The 15,028-nt window shown below is 52.3% G+C and carries 13 protein-coding genes; 7 read left to right on the forward strand and 6 right to left on the reverse strand.

The features are described 5' to 3' along the window. Positions 1 to 128: 128 nt before the first annotated feature. The 5 genes from H7F31_RS22165 to leuC form a co-directional block, all read right to left on the reverse strand. Entirely contained in the window at positions 129 to 2,231 is a 2,103-nt protein-coding gene (locus tag H7F31_RS22165; RefSeq protein WP_187100573.1) for an S-layer homology domain-containing protein, read from the reverse strand. Positions 2,232 to 2,393: 162 nt separating this feature from the next. Then, entirely contained in the window at positions 2,394 to 2,960 is a 567-nt protein-coding gene (locus H7F31_RS22170; RefSeq protein ID WP_187100574.1) for a GerMN domain-containing protein, read from the reverse strand. Positions 2,961 to 2,982: 22 nt separating this feature from the next. Beyond that, positions 2,983 to 4,434 carry an N-acetylmuramoyl-L-alanine amidase gene (locus H7F31_RS22175; protein WP_187100575.1) on the reverse strand — a complete coding sequence of 484 codons (1,452 nt, stop codon included), beginning with the start codon at positions 4,432 to 4,434 and terminating at the stop codon, positions 2,983 to 2,985. A gap of 156 nt (positions 4,435 to 4,590) precedes the next feature. Next, the gene (gene leuD / locus H7F31_RS22180) at positions 4,591 to 5,190 is read right to left on the reverse strand and encodes a 3-isopropylmalate dehydratase small subunit (RefSeq protein ID WP_108996139.1); all 600 of its coding nucleotides are present in this window, start codon (positions 5,188 to 5,190) and stop codon (positions 4,591 to 4,593) included. 31 nt (positions 5,191 to 5,221) lie between these two features. Next, entirely contained in the window at positions 5,222 to 6,637 is a 1,416-nt protein-coding gene (leuC, locus tag H7F31_RS22185) for a 3-isopropylmalate dehydratase large subunit (RefSeq protein WP_108996140.1), read from the reverse strand. A 185-nt stretch (positions 6,638 to 6,822) separates the two neighbouring features. On the opposite strand from leuC, the gene H7F31_RS22190 reads away from it, so the two are divergent. Continuing rightward, positions 6,823 to 7,728, forward strand: a complete 906-nt coding sequence (locus H7F31_RS22190; RefSeq protein ID WP_187100576.1) for a LysR family transcriptional regulator — start codon at positions 6,823 to 6,825, stop codon at positions 7,726 to 7,728. A gap of 46 nt (positions 7,729 to 7,774) precedes the next feature. Here H7F31_RS22190 and H7F31_RS22195 read toward each other — a convergent pair whose 3' ends face one another. Continuing rightward, a complete protein-coding gene (locus H7F31_RS22195) occupies positions 7,775 to 8,578 on the reverse strand; it encodes a carbon-nitrogen family hydrolase (RefSeq protein WP_187100577.1) in 804 nt (267 codons plus the stop codon). A 347-nt stretch (positions 8,579 to 8,925) separates the two neighbouring features. Between H7F31_RS22195 and H7F31_RS22200 the strand changes: the two genes are divergently transcribed. The 6 genes from H7F31_RS22200 to H7F31_RS22225 all read left to right on the forward strand — a co-directional run bounded on the left by H7F31_RS22200 (position 8,926) and on the right by H7F31_RS22225 (position 14,796). Next, positions 8,926 to 9,432 carry a hypothetical protein gene (locus H7F31_RS22200; protein ID WP_187100578.1) on the forward strand — a complete coding sequence of 169 codons (507 nt, stop codon included), beginning with the start codon at positions 8,926 to 8,928 and terminating at the stop codon, positions 9,430 to 9,432. Between the two features lie 150 nt (positions 9,433 to 9,582). Then, positions 9,583 to 10,779, forward strand: a complete 1,197-nt coding sequence (locus tag H7F31_RS22205) for a pyridoxal phosphate-dependent aminotransferase (RefSeq protein WP_315970579.1) — start codon at positions 9,583 to 9,585, stop codon at positions 10,777 to 10,779. Positions 10,780 to 11,138: 359 nt separating this feature from the next. Further along, positions 11,139 to 12,245, forward strand: a complete 1,107-nt coding sequence (proB, locus tag H7F31_RS22210) for a glutamate 5-kinase (protein ID WP_187100579.1) — start codon at positions 11,139 to 11,141, stop codon at positions 12,243 to 12,245. A 26-nt stretch (positions 12,246 to 12,271) separates the two neighbouring features. Beyond that, positions 12,272 to 13,522 carry a glutamate-5-semialdehyde dehydrogenase gene (locus H7F31_RS22215; protein ID WP_261800102.1) on the forward strand — a complete coding sequence of 417 codons (1,251 nt, stop codon included), beginning with the start codon at positions 12,272 to 12,274 and terminating at the stop codon, positions 13,520 to 13,522. Positions 13,523 to 13,576: 54 nt separating this feature from the next. Further along, entirely contained in the window at positions 13,577 to 14,446 is an 870-nt protein-coding gene (gene proC, locus H7F31_RS22220; RefSeq protein WP_187100581.1) for a pyrroline-5-carboxylate reductase, read from the forward strand. A gap of 122 nt (positions 14,447 to 14,568) precedes the next feature. Further along, positions 14,569 to 14,796, forward strand: a complete 228-nt coding sequence (locus tag H7F31_RS22225; protein WP_187100582.1) for a hypothetical protein — start codon at positions 14,569 to 14,571, stop codon at positions 14,794 to 14,796. Positions 14,797 to 15,028 lie beyond the last annotated feature (232 nt).

Raw genomic sequence — 15,028 nt, forward strand, 5'->3', positions numbered from 1 at the left:
AAGTGTAGCGAAATTTGACACGCTTCGCAACTACCAATCCCATGATTTCCAAAAAAAAACCGCCCATAAGGGCAGTTTTTTCACAAAATGTTCCCGCATTGACCTACTGCAAGAGTCATACTATGCTTTTAACCGTTGGAACCGCTATTCGCGTTTACTTCTTGTACTTGCATGACAGTATTGCCAATGTAAGATACTTCTACTTTGTCTCCTGCTCTGTATGTGGAAATAAGTGCATTCGTTCCGTCTGGCTTCAACATCTTAACATTCGTTAATGTTAACGTAACGGAATCATTGACCGCGTTTTTAATAACCATTTTTTTGTTGGCAACGTCCACGGATACGACGTCATATGCAATGGTGCGATGAACTCGAATAGAGGCCGCTTCAACCTTGTCCATCTTCATGGCCACCGTAACGGAATCGCCAGTCTTCAAATCGGCTAGAGTGGCCGTAGGACGGCTGTACCATTCCACTCCGGTAACGGTATAAGGAATTTTGACCGTGTATCCTTCCGATGTCAGAACCGTTACCGATTTGGCTGTAGTATCGATTTCCGTAATCGTTCCTGCATAATTCAATACAAAATTAACCGAGACGACATTTGCGCCCGTATGTTTGATTACAACGTTTACGTTGCTATTGATGAGAGCCATTGCCGCCTCTCTATCCATTGTCGTTCCCAAGTAGTTATAAATCGTTTTGTCGGTCAAACTCAGAGATAGCGGCTGTTTGTCGCTTCCGAGCACGGTCACGAATTTATCCGCTTTGTCGTAGTACACGATTCTCGCTCCCGCAAGCACCTTAACGTCGCGATTCAGAACCTTGATCTTTGTTACTTGGCCTTCATCGTTCAAGCTGACCTCGACCTTATCGCTGCCGGGGATCAGATCGCCAATCGCGGCATTGGCCAATCCGCTAATTTCAACCGTTGCGCCGACAGCCAGAAACTTCGATACCAGATCTCCATCCTTGGTGATCGTTACCGTTTTGGAATCTGCCGAATAAAAATCACCCGTCATAAGCGTCACTGCCTGCTCAGCCGCGACAACGAGACTAATGGCTTGCGGGGATTCGCCGAATGCTTCCCGCACGACGGTCACAGCAGCGTTGGCTTTAATATCGGCGAGTGTCAATACTTTGCCGTCCGTATCTTCAATCCTCATGGCATCGCTATATTGGATTTCAACCGGCTTATCGTCAATCCATAGATAAAAGATTTTCGAAGTTTCGTTATAACGCGCGAACGTACCCGAGATCGAATCCGTATGTTGCACATCGCCCAGAACTTCAACGTATAAAGCTTTGCCGTCTTTGGCGATGACGGAGACGTCGCCGTATTCCAGCAATTGATCCTTAGTGATCGCTTTCTCCGAATTGTAATGATAATAGAGCGTGTTCGCATCAAGCGCAAACGTCAATTCTTCTCCGACATCATAGATCGTAATGGAGTCTTCGCCCAAATCGGAAACAACGCCGCTTATTTGTCCGGGATAGTCCATAGGGAAGCTGGTTTGCGCACGGCTAAACAAGGTGGCCAAGCTTGCGCGATTTATGGCGTTTTTAGGCGCAAATTCCGTATCGGTTAAACCTTTGATAAGTCCCAACTGATAGGCTGCGTTCACAAAACCCTTATAACGAGCCTGCACGTCGTTTGCATCGGTGAAATGCGAAGGCGCGTTCTCAAGCTGCGAAGCCGCCGCCTCCTGCCCGATGGCCTTCACGATGAGCTTCGTAACCCATTCGCGGCTGGCAGGCTTCGAGCCCCATTCGGTATCGGGATCGGCCGCGGCCAACTGATACTCCTCATCGCGATCAAGGAGCCCTTCGGAAAAAGCAAGCTCGATATATTTTTTATAGAACTCGCCGACCGTAAACTTTTCTCCGAATACGATTAGCGAATCCTCATCCGCCAGGTCATCCAAACCGGCAAATCGAAGAGCAAGGAGCACGGCCTCCTGCTGACTGATGCTCTTCTCTGGTCTGAACGTATACGTATCGGTATTCTTGTCATAATATCCCGTAATAACGCCTTGAAACGACAGTTTGGCCACATGTTTTTCTGCCCAATGGCCGTTAGGCATATCCGTGAACGGCAATGCTTTAGTTGAGACTGCTTCCTCCGCGGATACCGGGACCGGAGTCGACAACAGGGCCGTTCCGCTGCCCGTTACCAGCGTGAAGGCAAGCGCGCCCGTCATAATTTTTTTCCAAGTTTCATGCAATAACATTAGGCATATCTCCTTCGCATTAGAGCTTTATGTATAAAAATAAATTCCACGTTTACTTATTCGTCATTGAGCGACAAAGTTCCTCCCGCTTCCATGCAGAACGGCCATTACCGTCACTTGGCGGCAACGGCCGTTCATTAAACCAATGAACGCGCGCTTGCGCTAATCTCTTTGAAGAGGATGCTCCAGATCGACATGCCCCATCAGACTTTCCACTTGTTCGCCTTGAACGAGCAGCTCTATGCCATCAATGAACTCGAATTGAAACAACGTTTTCTTTAAGGAATCGATCAACATCATCTCGCCTGGAGCGCCTAACCTCGACTCGTCAGGGATTTGGATATCTATAGTCGCGATACCTTCATTTAGCGTTGCGGAGAGAATTTCGATACCGTTCCACAGAGACTGGTTCGGCTCCTCGTTTTCCTGCAGCGCCTCGATCGTCTTGTTTAGAAGTTCCTCTTCGCTGCCGAATTCGATCGTCACTTTTCTTTCGATCATCTCAAGCAGTTGTTCGTCGGTTAGATAAACGGACACTTCCTGCGTAAGAAGTTCCGGCGTCGGTGCGGGACTAGCCGTTGGCACCGGCGACTCTGAAGGAGCACCGCTTGGCGAGGGCGATACGACGCTGCCTCCTGCGACGTTGCCGTGCTCATTGACGCCACATCCGGCAAGTAATAACGTACATGCGGCAATGCCGAGGATCACTCGAAGTTTTCCAGCTTTCATAATCTTGGATCAACCTCGCTTTCTATTTCAGCTTCAAATAATCTTTAATTCCTTTGGCCACTTCGACTGCAAGTTTATCCTGTGTTTTAGTATTAAACAAAGCGCTTGCGTCCGAAGCATTGCTCAAATATCCGGCTTCGATCAAAATCGCAGGCATCGTCGTTTCTTTGATTACCTTAAATGCCGCTTTTTTGACGCCTCTATCGCGTATTCCCATACCCGCCAGTACGTATTTGTGCATCGTCTCCGCAAATGCCTTGCTGTTCGCCCGTTCATAATAGGTCTCGACGCCGCTCACGCTCGTATTATCGTAGCTGTTGGCGTGAACCGAGATAAAGAGATCAGCCTTGACGTCCTCGGCGAATTTCACTCGATCCAGCAGCTCAAGGAACGTATCGTCCTTGCGCGTCAAATGAACGCGGAAACGTTTGTCCTTTTCGAGCTCCGCCTTGATCTTGAGCACGGCAGACAAGTTGAATTCCTTCTCCCAGCGGTTCAAAGACTTGCTGTAAGCCCCTGGATCCTTGGCGCCATGGCCGGCATCGAGCACGATGTCGTACACGTCCGCAGAATTGTCGGGCGGAGTGGACGGCTCTGGAGTGGACGGTTCTTCCGGCTCCGTTGGCGTTTCGGGATCAACAGGTTGAGCCGGCACTTCCGATAAAGGCATGAGCGCGATCGCGAACTCATTTTCTCCGGAGGTCAGCACGTATCCCGTATCTTCGCCCACATCGATAACCAATCGAGCTGTTAGCGGACTCGCTGAGAACTGCGAGTATCTGTAGGATGTCAGAAGCGGATTGTTTTCGACTGTTATCTTGGCTTGTCCGTCTGTACCTATCGTATTTGCTAACTGCGGAATATAGGTCGTATAAGGGAAATCTATGACCAGTCTGCGAGGACTATCCAGCAGTTTCGGTTTCCCTGGCGCATTCGCTCCGGCATGGGAGATGCGGATGACGGATTGCTCGTCCATGCTAACAGCCGTTATGTAACCGACCGCGGGCGTCTCCGGCGTTTCCGTTCCCGGCTTCGGTTCTTCCGCCTTCTCGAACATATGTACTTCTCTTACATCTTCCTTCCATTCGAACGATATTCCCAATAGTTCGCCAACTAATCGAACGGGAACCATCGTCCTCCAGTTCACAAGCTTCGGCGGCGTGACGTCGATTTCCTTCACTTCGCCATTGACGCGTATCGAAGTCTGATTAATAATCAGCTCGATGACGGTCGAATCGTTTTTGACGGTAACCTTCTTCGGTCCGCCTTCCCATTCGACCTCGTACCCTAGTCCTTCGGAAAGAATGGCCAGCGGCACTAATGTAGAACCTTTTTCGATTCGGGGTTCCACATCCGACAGCAGCTCCTTGCCGTTCAGGAACAGCTTGGGCGGAGTGCTTGCAGCATGCCCTACGGACGCAAACAACGTGAACAATAACGACATGAGCAGCAGAATGGATACAAACTTTTTCATTTCCCACCTCGATGACTGATTTGTCCGATACGCCCTGTCACTCTCGACAGATCGGACAATCATTAGACGCGTTCCACCATAAAAAGTTGCGATTAGAGGAAAAAAGAGGACATCCGACTTTGGGCCGGAATGTCCTCTTCTTTTAACTGAAAGTAATTAGCCCAGACGAGCGGCGTGCTTCTGCTCGTATGCGGTAATTTTGTCCTCGTGTTGAAGCGTAAGTCCGATATCGTCCAAACCTTGAAGCAAAAATTGACGACGGTGTTCGTCCAGATCGAATTCGATGCGAAGTCCGTATTCGTCCGACAACACCTTGTTCTCCAGATCTACGGACAGCTTGTAGCCGTCATGCTTCGCCGTGCGCTGGAACAGATCCTCCACTTGCTCCTCGCTCAGCTTGATCGGCAGGATGCCGTTCTTGAAGCAGTTGTTGTAGAAAATATCGGCGTAAGAAGGCGCGATAATGACTTGGTAGCCATAGTCGAGAATCGCCCAAGGCGCATGCTCGCGGGAGGAGCCGCAGCCGAAGTTGGCGCGCGAGATCAGAACGGAAGCGCCCTCGTAGCGTGGTTTGTTCGGCTCGAAATCGGCGTTAACCTCGCCGTTTTCGTGGAAGCGCCACTCGAAGAACAAGAATTGGCCGAAGCCGCTGCGCTCGATGCGCTTCAAGAATTGTTTCGGGATGATCGCATCCGTATCGACGTTAACCCGGTCAACGGGAGCTACGATTCCTGTTAGTTGTTTAAATGGTTCCATATCTGTTAATCCCCTCTCTCGTTTCCTCAGGTTAGTTCAAAACCGGTGCTTTAACTTCCCAATCGCGCACGTCTGTAAAGCGTCCGTTAACCGCCGCGGCTACCGCCATTGCCGGCGATACCAGATGCGTTCTGCCGCCGCGGCCTTGACGTCCTTCGAAGTTGCGGTTGGACGTCGATGCGCAGCGCTGACCTGGCTTCAGAACGTCCGGGTTCATCGCAAGGCACATGGAGCAGCCTGCATCGCGCCATTCGAAACCGGCGTCGATAAACACCTGGTCCAAACCTTCCTTCTCCGCCTGCAGCTTGACGCGGCCGGAGCCCGGTACGACGATTGCCGTTACTTTCTCGCTTACTTTGTAGCCGCGGGCGATCTCTGCCGCGGCGCGCAGATCCTCGATCCGGCCGTTCGTGCAGGAGCCGATAAACACGTAGTCGATCTCGATCTCGGTCATAGGCGTGCCTGGCTTCAGATCCATGTATTCAAGCGCCTTCTCGGCGGCTTTGCGTTCGTTTTCCGTTGGCAGGTCGGCCGGATTCGGCACCTTGGAAGTGATGTCCGTACCCATGCCCGGGCTTGTTCCCCAGGTTACTTGCGGGATCAAGGCGTCGACGTCAAATTCGACGACCGTATCATAGGTCGCGCCTTCGTCCGTCGTCAGCTTTTTCCACTCTTCAACGGCTTCGTCATAGTTCTTAGGCGCGTACTCGCGTCCGCGCAGATAGTTGAAAGTCGTCTCGTCTGGCGCGATCAGACCAGCGCGCGCGCCGGCTTCGATGGACATGTTGCATACCGTCATACGCTCTTCCATCGTCAGGCTGGTAATGGCGTCGCCCGTGTATTCGATAACGTAGCCCGTTGCGAAGTCCGTGCCGTATTGGGCGATAACGCCAAGGATAAGGTCCTTCGCCGTTACGCCGGGCTTGCGGGAGCCGTTAAAGCGGACTTCCATCGTCTTTGCTTTGGATTGCTGGAGACATTGCGTCGCCATGACGTGCTCCACTTCGCTTGTACCGATGCCGAACGCCAATGCGCCGAAGGCGCCGTGCGTGGATGTGTGGCTGTCGCCGCAAACGATCGTCTTGCCCGGATGCGTCAGGCCGATCTCCGGACCCATAACGTGAACTACGCCTTGATCGATGTTATCGAGATCGAACAGCTTCACGCCGAAGTCCTTGCAGTTCTGCGTCAGCGTATCGATCTGCTGCTTGGAGATCGGATCGGTAATATTGAAGCGATCCTTCGTCGGCACGTTATGGTCCATCGTGGCGAAAGTCAGATCCGGACGGCGAACCTTGCGGCCCGTCATGCGAAGACCTTCGAAAGCTTGCGGCGAAGTTACTTCGTGCACCAGCTGCAGGTCGATGTAGATAACGCTTGGCTTGCCTTCTTCCTGATGAATAACATGATTATCCCAAATTTTTTCGAACATTGTTTTTTTCGACATTATGCTCACCCCATGAGTTCGTAATTGCTTTCCACTTTCACAAACTAATAATTTGTTATCATGATAACATGTCTTTCTTCATTGATCTAAGATATAATATCTATAACCACTATAGGTAACGACTATAAATGCGTGTTCAAAGGTTCGGTAACCCCTATTAGATGACGAAAGGCTGGTTTCGCGCCATGGAACTTAGACAATTGAACTATGTCATTCAGATCGCCAGCGAAAAAAATTTCTCCCGCGCCGCCGACAAGCTGCACATCGCCCAGCCTTCGTTAAGCCAGCAATTGTCCAAGCTGGAACAGGAACTGGGCTTGCTTCTGTTTAGGCGTACGACGAACTCCGTGGAGCTGACTCAAGCGGGACAAGTGTTTGTCGAGAAGTCCCAGAGTATATTGGACGCCGTCGAACAGCTCAAGCAGGAGATGGACGACATGGCGCAGATGCGTCGCGGACGGCTCGTGGTCGGCACGCTGCCCATTACGGGTTCTCATGTCCTCCCCCTCGTTCTCCCCGTCTTCGGAGCTCTGTATCCCCAAATCGAAGTTGTGCTCGTTGAGGAGACAACCGCCCGATTGGAACAGTTGACGGCCAGCGGCGGCACGGATATCAGCTTATTGTCGCTTCCGCTCATCGACAACTCCCTCTCCTGGGAGCCCTATCTGGAAGAAGAAATTTGCCTGGCCGTACCGCAGCAGCATCCGCTGGCGAAACGCGGCGGAGAAGTAGATATCGCCGACCTTAAGCAAGAGCCGTTTATCGGACTGAAACGCGGTCAGGGCTTCCGTCAAATTACGGTGGAGCTATGCGAAGTATCCGGCTTTACCCCGCGGATTGTGTTCGAGAGCAGCAATATCGAGACCGTTCAGTCGCTTGTGGCGGGCGGCATGGGCATCGCCTTCGTCCCGCAGATGCTAACGCGGCCGACAGGAGGAGAATTCTCCCCCGCCTATTTGCAGCTCGGCGCCAGACCGACACGGACGCTTGTCATTGCCAGCCGCAAGGGACGTTACTTGTCGAAGGCAGCCCGCTCCTTTATATCCACATTAAACGAGACGATCGGCCATTATCAGAACCGAAGGAGCTAGGGCGATACGCCCAGCTCCTTCTCCGCTTCGATCCGCTCCGTCATCGTCATTTGTACAGCTGCGGTCTCCGGTCTTCGAATACGGGTATGCGAGTCCGCACATCGTCTACAAGCTTGAGATCAATGTCTCCGAACAGGATCTCTTCTTCTTCGCCGGCTTCCGCGACGATCTCTCCCCAAGGATCGATGATCATGGAATGACCGAAAAAAGAGGTCTCTCCGCTTTGCCCCATCCGATTGCACGCGATCACGTACATCTGGTTTTCGATGGCGCGCGCCGTCAGCAAGGTGCGCCAGTGGTGCAGACGCGGGTTAGGCCACTCCGCCGGCACAAAGAGCAGCTTCGCCCCGTCAAGCGCAAGCTTCCTCGCGAGCTCCGGGAACCGGATATCGTAGCAGATCATCATTCCCGCTTCCGCTTTTTCGATTTCCAGACGCCCCGTACGGCTGCCGGCCTTGAGGTATTTTTCCTCCGACATAAGACGAAACAGATGCATCTTGGAATATTCCGCGATCCTGTTCCCTTCCCGATCGAAAGCGAGCGTCGTATTATATACGCCGTCCTCACGCTTCTCGGCAATGGAACCGCCGACGATATAGACGCCATGTTTCTTGCCGAAAGCCGACAGCAGTTCGGTCGATTGTTTGCCATATGGGTCGGCAAGATCCTCGATCTGCTCCAAAGCATAGCCGGTATTCCACATTTCGGGAAACATCAGCACATCCGGCTTGCGCTTATCCTCCATTGCTTTCTCCATCATCTCTTGAAGCTTGGCGAAATTCCTCTCGGGAAACCCTGCTTCGATGTTCATCTGAAGCAATGCGATCCGAATCGTCGTCGTGTTGGCCATAGATGACTCTCCTCCCGTGCAAGTCGATTTTCCCTAATGATACCCTCTCATGGAACCGTGTCAAGATGGGCAACTTAAGCGGAGCGCAACGACAAGCCTCATCCAAAAAGTGCGTGTTCAAAAAGTTCGGTTATCAGTACCGAGAAGATTGGATGAAGCTAGGATCTGAGGAGCGGAGCGTAGTGGAAGCTACGTGAGCACCTGCAATGTTTCCGGAGGAAACATACTTCGAAAACATATGCTTAGATTCGGCTGAATTCAATATTCGACGTCGAGTAAGCTTCCAGGATCACATCGTAATGAGAAGCGGACTTTTTGAACAACCTCATAAAGGAGATTAGGAAAAGATGACAATTTTGTTCAATCGAGTCACGGTGATCATGGCTGCCTTGCTTATTTTGGCGGCACTTGCGAGTCCTTCCGCTTTGGCGGCGCCCCAGTCTGTCCAGCCTGAACCGCAGAAAGCGGCCGCCCCTGACGAAGCAACCGAAACGGGACTGAAGCCCGTCCAGGCATTCGATGTTGCGCAAGGCAAAGTCGTACGATCCGTTCCAAACGACAAGTCCTTTCAGAAGATGGCCAAAAAATGGTTGAAGTCCGTTACGGGCCTTGCGCCTCAGATGACGGCGGACAACAGCTGCACCTTCGTCTACCGTATCCCTTTGGCAAAGCCCGCCGTTGTAAAGGCGGACGCCATATCCATAACCACAAACGATGTATTTTTGTTTTATTGCGGAAACAATCCGCCGCTCCTGCTGGTGTTCGACGGCGAACGCAAGCCTTACCTCCTACTGTTCAAAGAAGACATAAAACCGTTTATCCGCAAGGTTGGGATCCCTGCGCTTGCGGATTGAGCACCGCGTTTGAAATCGACGTCACCCTTCCGAAATTTCGGCGGGATGGCGTCTTCTATTCTCCGCTTATTCATGCTACATTATTGCTAATGTTCAAGCGTTTAACGCGCAAGGACCGCAGCATGCCATGTGGAGAGTGAGTTGAGAGAGATGAAGAACAGTCCGAACGGAATGAAGATTGAACCCGCAGATCGGATGTCGGCGCTGCCGACGCAATTTTTCGCCAAGCTGGCGGGCAAGGCAAATGCCCAGATCGCGGAGGGCAGAGACGTAATCAACCTGGGACAAGGCAATCCGGACCAGCCGACGCCTCCCCATATTGTAATAAAATTGCAGGATTCCGCAAGCAATCCTCTCTATCATAAGTATCCTCCATTCAGCGGTTATTCCTTCCTTAAAGAAGCCGTCGCCGAGCGTTACATGGAAGATTACGGCGTCGAGTTGGATCCTGCGACGGAGGTTGCCATTTTATTCGGCGGCAAAACGGGTTTGGTGGAAATCAGCCAATGTCTGCTTAATCCAGGCGACGTCTGCCTTGTACCCGATCCCGGTTATCCCGATTATTGGTCCGGCGTTGCGTTGGCCGGAGCCGAGATGGCGTTTATGCCTCTTACGAAGGAAAACGGCTTCTTGCCCGATTTCTCCGCGATAAGCGACGAGACTGCCGCTAAAGCAAAGCTGATTTTCATGAATTATCCCAATAATCCGACGGGTGCAATTGCAAACGAAATTTTTTATGCGGAGGCCGTCCAATTCGCCAAACGTAACGGAATTGTTGCGGCTAGCGACTTCGCTTACGGAGCCATCGGCTTCGATGGACGGAAGCAGGTCAGCTTTCTGCAGACGCCAGGCGCGAAGGAAGTCGGCATCGAGTTTTATACCTTATCCAAGTCGTATAACATGGCTGGCTGGCGGGTTGGCTTCGCGCTTGGCAATGCCGACGTCATTTCCCTTATTAATCTGATCCAGGATCATTATTATTGCAGTCTGTTCGGCGGCATTCAAGAGGCCGCCGCATTGGCGCTGACGGGGCCTCAGCAATGTGTGGCGGATTTGTCCGCAACCTATGAGCGCCGCCGTGATGTGTTATTCGAATCGCTGGATGCCATCGGCTGGAAAGCCGAAAAGCCCGGCGGCTCCTTCTTCTGCTGGCTGCCGGTGCCGGAAGGATACACATCCGAGCAATTCGCCGATAAACTGTTGTACGAGGCGGATGTTGTCGTTGCCCCTGGCGTTGGCTTCGGCAGTCACGGAGAAGGTTATGTTCGCCTTGGCCTGCTAACGTCGGAGGAGCGGCTCCGGGAAGCCGTTGCACGCATAGGGAAACTAGGGCTGTTTGAGCCATGACAGGCTTGAAACGCTGCAATTGCCTTGCTTTACAGGTTCCGTCTATCATGCTATTCTTAATCTAATTGAACATGCAACGTGATGACGGGACCAGTACGCAGGCCAGGCCGCGACCAGAGAGTAAATTCCTTAGGCTGTAAGAATTTACCGAGGGCTACTTGCAGAACCTACCTCCGAACGGCCGGCGACAAACCGGACAGCGCCTTCTGTTACGAGGCATCGAAGATGGATGGCTGCGCTTGCCTAGCAAGCCGCCGTCAATGAAGGTGGTACCGCGGAAGCTTGTGACTTTCGTCCTTTTTACAGGACGGAAGTCTTTTTTGCGTATTCATGGAGATAACGAACAGGAAGTGATCTAAATGCCGGATAGAATTGTAGTAAAAATCGGAAGCAGCTCCCTTACCTCCGAGGAAGGCGGGCTTAACAAGGAAAGAATCGCCTACTTCGCCCGGGAGCTAGCCTTTCAACATGCCGAGGGTCATGCGGTTATGCTGGTTACCTCCGGCGCCGTAGCCGCCGGTTTCCGCCGAATCGGCTACGTTTCCCGACCAAAGCTCGTTCACGAAAAGCAAGCGGCCGCGGCTGTCGGTCAAGCGCTGCTCATGCAGGCCTACCAGGAGGAGCTCAGCAAGTACGGCATTGTCGCTGCGCAAATTCTGCTGACAAGAGCGGATTTTTCCAATCGCAGACGGATCCAGAACGCGCTGATGACGATCGAAGAGCTGTTGAAGCAGCGGATCATTCCTATCATTAACGAAAACGACACGGTTGCCACTGATGAGCTTGTCCTTAAGTTCGGCGATAACGATAATCTGTCAGCCCTGGTTGCAGCGTTGACGAAGGCTTCCAAGCTCGTCATTATTACCGATATGGATGGTTTGTACACCGAAGATCCACGCATTAATCCGGAAGCGGTCAAAATTGGACGCGTGGAGCAAATCTCCGATGATATTTTAAAGCTTGCAGGCGGCGCCGGTTCGTCCGTCGGCACCGGAGGCATGCGCTCCAAGATTGAAGCGGCACGCGTGGCGATGCGCGGCGGTGTGGGAGCCTTCATCGGCAAAGTGACGAACGAGGGCGATCTCGCTGCGGCCGTAAACGGCGTCGGAAGCGGTACGTATTTTGATACGAAGCTGCACAGCCTGTCCATGAAGAAGCAGTGGCTTGGCTTCCATTCGCTGCCCCAGGGACGGATCGCCGTCGATGACGGTGCCGCCCATGCGCTTTTGGCTGGCGGCAAGAGCCTGCTGCCGGCTGGCGTTGTGGACAGTACAGGCGACTTCCACCCCGGCGACGTCGTCGAAGTTGTGGATCGTCATGGCGCAACGCTGGGCCGCGGCGTCGTTAATTATGCCGCATGGCAATTGCAAGCGGCTGCCGGACTCGGCAGCGAGGAAGTAGCGCGAAGAGTCGAGGTAACAAGGATTGAAGTCATCCATCGCGATGAATGGATATCGTTGAAATAAGAGGATGACAAAGGAGGATGACAGGCATGATAAGTGAAGTTAGAAAAAAAGCCACTCTTGCTCAAGAGGCGGCGGTTGCTGCGGGCAGACTGTCTACTGCTCAGAAAAACGATGCTTTGCTCGCCATTGCAAATGCGCTCCTGACGCGTCAGGAGGAAATTTTGGAGGCAAATGCCGTAGATTTAAAGAACGGACGTGAGAATGGCACATCCACCTCCCTGCTGGATCGGCTGGCGTTAAATTCGGAGCGGATCGCAGGCATCGCCGAAGGGCTTCGTCAAATCGTGGAGCTTCCAGACCCGGTCGGAGAAGAGCTGCAATCGATTCAGCGACCAAACGGACTTGATATTGTGCAGATTCGCGTGCCGCTTGGCGTTATCGGAATGATCTACGAAGCACGTCCTAACGTAACCGTAGATGCCGCGGGACTATGCCTCAAAACCGGCAATTGCGTCGTCTTGCGCGGCGGTTCCGCCGCGCTGGAATCGAATCGCAAAATTGTCGAGATCATGCGGGACGCCCTAAGCGGAACTGCCTTGCCGCAAGATGCCGTTCAACTGATCGAGGATTCCGACCGTGCATCGGTTAACGAGATGCTAAAGCTGAACGGATTGCTGGATGTTGTTATCCCAAGGGGCGGAGCATCCCTGATTCGCAACGTAGTCGAGAATGCGACAGTTCCCGTCATCGAGACCGGCGCCGGGATTTGTCATGTGTTTGTCGATGCTTCCGCCGATCTCGGCATGGCAGCGGAGATTGCCTTTAACGGCAAGGTGCAGCGCCCATCCGTCTGCAATTCCATCGAGACGCTGCTTGTCGATGCCTCTTACTCCAGCGAGCAGCTTCAGGCATTGATAGCCCGCATGGCCGAAGCAAACGTCGAGTTCCGCGGCTGCGAGCGTACGTTAGCTCTCCTTCCTGGCACAAGGGCTGCGACGGAGGAGGATTACGCTACGGAATACAACGACTATATCTTGAATGTTCGAATCGTTGATGGTTTGGATGAAGCATTAAGACATATCCGCCGCTATGGCACAAAACATTCGGAGTGCATCGTAACGGAGAACGCTGACAACGCCGAACGATTCCTTCACGAGGTTGATGCTGCCGCCGTCTACCATAACGCCTCCACCCGCTTTACGGACGGCTTCGAATTCGGCTTCGGCGCGGAGATCGGCATTAGTACACAGAAGCTGCATGCCCGCGGCCCCATGGGTCTGCCCGCTCTCACGTCGACGAAGTTCAGAATTATCGGCAACGGACAAGTGCGAGGTTAACGATTACCGCATCACTACAGATCGTAAAACTACGGATACAGGAGGAATGATACGATGACTTTAGTCACTCATACAAGCATCGCTGCCTTGAATATATGCTTCTACGGCGCCGGCTCCATGGCCGAAGCCATCGCGCGTGGACTCATCGGTCAGGAATTGATTGCTGCCGATCGTATCTCCATGTTAAATCGCAGCAATGCGGAACGTCTGACAGAGCTCAGCAGCAAATATGGCGTTCGGACCGTACTGCAAGGCGAAAACAACGAACATTTTTTACGTAACGCCGATATTATTTTCCTGGCGATGAAGCCGAAGGATGCTGCAGAAGCGATCGCCTCCATTCGACCTCTCATTTCCTCCGGACAGCTTATTGTGTCGGTCATTGCGGGTCTCTCCATCGGATCGATCGAGCTTCTGTTAGGAGCCAAGCTGCCCATCGTTCGTTCGATGCCGAACACGTCCAGCACGATCGGACTTGGCGCGACGGGCATCAGTTATTCGGAAGCCGTCACCTCCGAGCAGCGCGCCATTGCGGAAGCGATCTTTCAATCCATCGGCATTAATGCCGTCGTGGACGAACCGCTCCAGGAATCCGTGACGGGCATCTCGGGCAGCGGCCCCGCTTATGTCTACTTCTTTATGGAGGCGATGATGAAAGCGGCGACTGAGCTGGGCCTTGATGATAACGTAGCGCGCGATTTAGTCGTTCAGACCGTGTTGGGCGCAGCAGAGATGGTCCGTACGACAGGCGAGGATCCCGCCGAGCTGAGACGCAAGGTCACCTCTCCAAACGGTACGACGCAAGCGGCCATCGAGCTGATGACGGAACGCGGACTTCAAGACAGCATTATTGCCGGCGCCAAACGTTCTGCGGAAAGGGCTGGAGAGATCGGAGCTGCTATCGAGAGGAACATTTCAGAATGAGTGCCGCTCATTATTCGCGACTTCGGCAAGCAGCATGAATTAGACCGCATTTGATATTTACCTAATGCGCCCAGTATAATAGGATATAAACTTAAAAACTTCAACTGACAAGGAGCTTTCCTATGAGTCAAGTAAAACAAATCAAACCTGAACAACCGATTGTTACAGACAAAGAATTCGAACTAGCCATAAAAGAAAAAACATTGGTCAATATCTTCCAGAATGACATGCAGATTCGTCCAGTCGCTACGATTTCCGGTTATAGCCCGGATACGATTCGCATGAGCGACGGCAGTGTCATTCATCGTAACGCCAATTCATTTTTTGCAGCTGCTAACAAAGCTCGCTAATATGTGCTGCAGAACAAATGACGCTAATCTTCGATTTTTTAGGTATCCTAAAATCTAACGGAAATACTGAGGCTGTCGATTCATTGTGAGTAACGGAGCTGCGTTCTGCTTTCGCTAACGGACCTCAGAACCTCTATTTGCAGCATTTTCGCGATATTGAAAATCTAACGGACTCAGATGACGCTATTTGTTGCATTTCCGCCCATTCTATGTGGTTTTGACGGAAATAAGG

Origin of the sequence: Paenibacillus sp. PAMC21692, from assembly GCF_014303795.1 — a bacterium.
In the GTDB taxonomy this organism is placed as follows: Bacteria; Bacillota; Bacilli; order Paenibacillales; family Paenibacillaceae; genus Pristimantibacillus; species Pristimantibacillus agaridevorans.